This window comes from Melaminivora alkalimesophila (assembly GCF_000282995.1).
Taxonomy (GTDB): Bacteria; Pseudomonadota; Gammaproteobacteria; order Burkholderiales; family Burkholderiaceae_C; genus Melaminivora; species Melaminivora alkalimesophila.
The window spans coordinates 1-3,776 of the sequence record NZ_ALEE01000636.1 but is presented as its reverse complement, the minus strand read 5'-3'; the positions used below and the strand labels follow the sequence as shown (position 1 = coordinate 3,776).

Annotated in this window: 4 protein-coding genes; all 4 read right to left on the bottom strand. The window is 67.1% G+C overall.

Features of this window, described 5'->3' with window-relative positions:
- A partial coding sequence (locus tag A612_RS12405) for a molybdopterin-dependent oxidoreductase (RefSeq protein WP_040436813.1) occupies window positions 1-579 on the bottom strand: 579 nt, incomplete at its 3' end.
- A gap of 61 nt (window positions 580-640) precedes the next feature.
- Window positions 641-2,089, bottom strand: coding sequence for a NarK family nitrate/nitrite MFS transporter (locus A612_RS12400; protein WP_019374788.1), 1,449 nt, complete (start codon window positions 2,087-2,089; stop codon window positions 641-643).
- A 33-nt stretch (window positions 2,090-2,122) separates the two neighbouring features.
- Entirely contained in the window at window positions 2,123-3,409 is a 1,287-nt protein-coding gene (locus A612_RS12395; protein WP_019374787.1) for an MFS transporter, read from the bottom strand.
- 159 nt (window positions 3,410-3,568) lie between these two features.
- The coding region (locus A612_RS12390) for a response regulator transcription factor (protein WP_040436812.1) at window positions 3,569-3,776 on the bottom strand (208 nt) is incomplete at its 5' end.

The window sequence follows — 3,776 nt, the reverse complement described above, 5'->3', positions numbered from 1 at the left end:
GGCGGGAATCGGCGAGAAGCCGATGATCCGGTCCGGGCCATGGCGCTGGATGGTGTGGATGTTGGCCGCGGCGATGATTTCGTTGACCTCGTCCCAGCTCGAGCGCGCAAAGCCGCCCATGCCGCGCACCTGCTGGTATTCGCGGCGCTTGGCGTCGTCGCTGACGATGCTGCGCCAGGCCTCCACCGGGCCCATGGTCTGGCGCGCGGCGCGCCAGGAGCGCAGCAGCCGCGCACGCACCATGGGGTACTTGACGCGGTTGGCGCTGTACAGGTACCAGCTGTAGCTGGCGCCGCGCGAGCAGCCGCGCGGCTCGTGGTTGGGCATGTCCCAGCGGGTGCGCGGGTAGTCGGTCTGCTGGGTTTCCCAGGTGACGATGCCGCCCTTGACGTAGACCTTCCACGAGCACGAGCCGGTGCAGTTCACGCCGTGCGTGGAGCGCACCACCTTGTCGTGCGCCCAGCGGTTGCGGTAGGCGTCCTCCCAGGTGCGGTCCTCGCCCGTGACCTGGCCGTGCCCGCCGGCGAAGGTTTCGCGCGGCTGTGAGAAATAGGTGAGGCGATCGAGGAAGTGACTCATCGTGTTTCCTTCATGGTGGTGTCGTTATGGCGGGCAGGGAGAAAGAGGTTCGGGGCGGGCATCAGCACGGCACCTCGGCGTTGCGCCGGGCGTAGTACCACCAGGTGACGGCGATGCACGCCAGGTAGAAGCCGGCAAAGACCCACAGCGCCAGCTCCGGTCCGCCGGTGGCGGCGATCGAGCTGCCGTAGCTCTTGGGGATGAAGAAGCCGCCGTAGGCCCCCAGCGCGCCGGCAAAGCCCAGGGCAGCCGCCCCTTCGGTGTTGCCCTCGCGGATGGCGACTGCGCGTGCCGCCTCGTCGCCCTCCGGCGCCTCGCGCAGCTTCAGGTTCAGGAAGATCACCGGAATCATCCGGAAGGTGGAGCCGTTGCCGATGCCGGTGGTCAGGAACAGCACCAGGAACATGGTGAAGAAGCCGGCGAAGCTGCCCTCCTCGGGCCCGAAGGGCATGACGTGCCCGCCCGTGCCCTTGGGCAGGAAATACAGCACGCCCAGCACGCCCAGCGCCATCGCCAGGAAGTTCCACAGCGTCACGCTGGCGCCGCCGAACTTGTCGGCCAGCCAGCCGCCGAAGGGCCGGATGACGGCGCCCACCAGCGGCCCCAGCCAGGCATAGGCCAGCGGGTTGACGTTCGGGAACTGGCTCTTGATGAGCAGCGGAAAGCCCGCGGCAAAGCCGATGAAGGAGCCGAAGGTTCCGAGGTAGAGCAGGCACATGATCCAGTTGTGCTTGCGCCGGAAGATGGCGGCCTGGGCGGCGAAGCTGGCGCGCGCGTCGGCGATGTCGTTCATGCCGAACCAGGCGGCCACCGAGGCCAGCGCGATCCATGGCACCCAGATGAAGGCCGCGTTCTGCGCCCACACGCGCGTCTCCGCGCCGTTTTTCACGATGGTCTGCGGATCCCCCCCGAAGATGCCGAACACCCCGGCGGTGATCACCAGCGGGCTCAGGAACTGCACCACCGACACGCCCAGGTTGCCCAGGCCGGCGTTCACGCCCAGGGCCGAGCCCTTGCGCTCCTTCGGAAAGAAGAAGCTGATGTTGGCCATGCTGGAGCTGAAGTTGCCCCCGCCCAGGCCGCACAGCAGTGCCAGCACCAGCATGGTCGGGTAGCTGGTGGTGTTGTCCTGCACGGCGATGCCGATGCCGATGGCCGGAATGAGCAGCGACGCCGTGGACAGCGCCGTCCAGCGCCGCCCGCCGAAGATCGGCACCATGAAGGAGTAGAAGATGCGCAGCGTGGCGCCCGACAGCGCCGGCGCCGCCGCCAGCCAGAACAGCTGGTTGGTCGAGTACTTGAAGCCGAGCGCCGGCAGGTTCACGGCCACCACGCTCCAGACCTGCCAGATGGCGAAGGCCAGGAACAGCGCGGGCACCGAGATCCACAGGTTGAGCTTGGCGATGGCCTCGCCCTCGCGCTCCCAGAAATGCTTGTCTTCGGGGGTCCAGAGGGTCAGCAGCCGGCCCTTGCGAGGGCTGCCGGAGGAGGTGGAGGGGATGGAGGACATGCGAGGGTCTCCGCAAGGGGCGGCGTCGGTTCGTCAGCGCAGCGCCGGGGCTGCGGCGTGCGGGGCCATGACGTCGGTGCGCCGCACTTCGGTGAAATACATCCAGATCAGCGACACCCAGACCACGCCGTACATGAACATGAAGGCGCTGGAGCGGATGCCGGTCCAGTCCATCAGCAGGCCGAAGAGAATCGGCAGGATGAAGCCGCCCAGGCCGCCGGCAAGGCCCACGATGCCGCTGATGGCGCCGATGTTTTGGGGATAGTCGTCGCTGATGTACTTGAACACGCTGGCCTTGCCGAAGGCCCAGGCGATGCCCAGGATGAACATCAGCGCAGTGAAGACATAGACGTTCAGGCCGATGTGCAGCGTGAGCGGCCCGTTCACCGTCTGGATGGTGAAATCGGTCTGCGGGTAGGACAGCAGGAACAGGCAGATCCAGCTCACCCACATGACCCACCAGGTCACGCTGTGCGCGCCGTACTTGTCGGAGAGCACGCCGCCGATCGCGCGCAGCACGCCGCCCGGCAGCGAGAAGCACGCCGCCAGCAGCGCGGCAACGCGGATGTCGAGGCCGTATTCGCCCACGTAGTACTGCACCATCCACAGCGACAGCGCCACGTAGCCGCCGAAGACGATGCTGTAGTACTGGCAGTACTTGAGCACGCGCGGGTCCTTGAGCGCCTTGAGCTGGTCCGTGAACTTGACGTTGCTCGGCACCAGGTGCGCCGGGTCGCTGGCGCTGAAGATCCAGAACAGCACCAGCACGCCCAGCATGATGGCGGCGTACACATGCGGCACGGCCTGCCAGCCAAACGCCACCAGGATGACCGGGGCGACGAACTTGTTGACCGCCGCGCCCGAGTTGCCGGCGCCGTACACGCCCATGGCCATGCCCTGGCGGTTCTTCGGAAACCAGCGCGCGACATAGGGCGTGCCCACGGAGAAGGAGCCACCGGCCAGACCGACGAACAGGCCGATGATCAGGAAGTGCCAGTATTCGGTGGCGTAGCCCATCATCCAGATCGCCGGGATGGTGAGCGCCAGCAGGATCGCCATGACGATGCGCCCGCCGTAGCGGTCGGTCCAGATGCCCAGTGGCACGCGGATCAGCGAGCCGGTGAGCACCGGCATGGCGGTGAGCAGGCCGAACTGCGTGGAGTTCAGCTCCAGCATCTTCTTGATCGGGATGCCGATGACGCCGAACATCATCCAGACCATGAAGCACGCGGTGAAGGCCAGGGTGCTGACGATGAGCACCGACCAGGCCTGGCGGTTGCGGCGGGGGTCGACGGCCGCAGTCTGCGACGGGGAGGGCATTGCGGGTTCTTCCGGTGGTGTGATGCCTGCAATGGTCACCTCAACCGTGCGCCCTGCCCATCCTTCGGTGGCAGGTCCGGGGCGCTGCAGAAGAACTAGGCGCGTCGGTGCTTTTCCTACTCCCGAAGAACTATGGCGGCCCCGCAGCGGGCCGCTGCACTATTCCTGCCTCTGGCGGTCGGAGGCGTAGACCGCCGCCTGCACGCGCGAGCTCAGTCCCAGCTTGCGCAGGATGTGCTGCACATGGATCTTCACCGTGGTCTCGGCGATGTCCAGCGTGCGGGCGATCTCCTTGTTGCTCGCGCCGCGCGCGATCTCGCGCAGCACCTCCTCCTCGCGCGGCGACAGCGGCGTCTGCGGCTCCTCG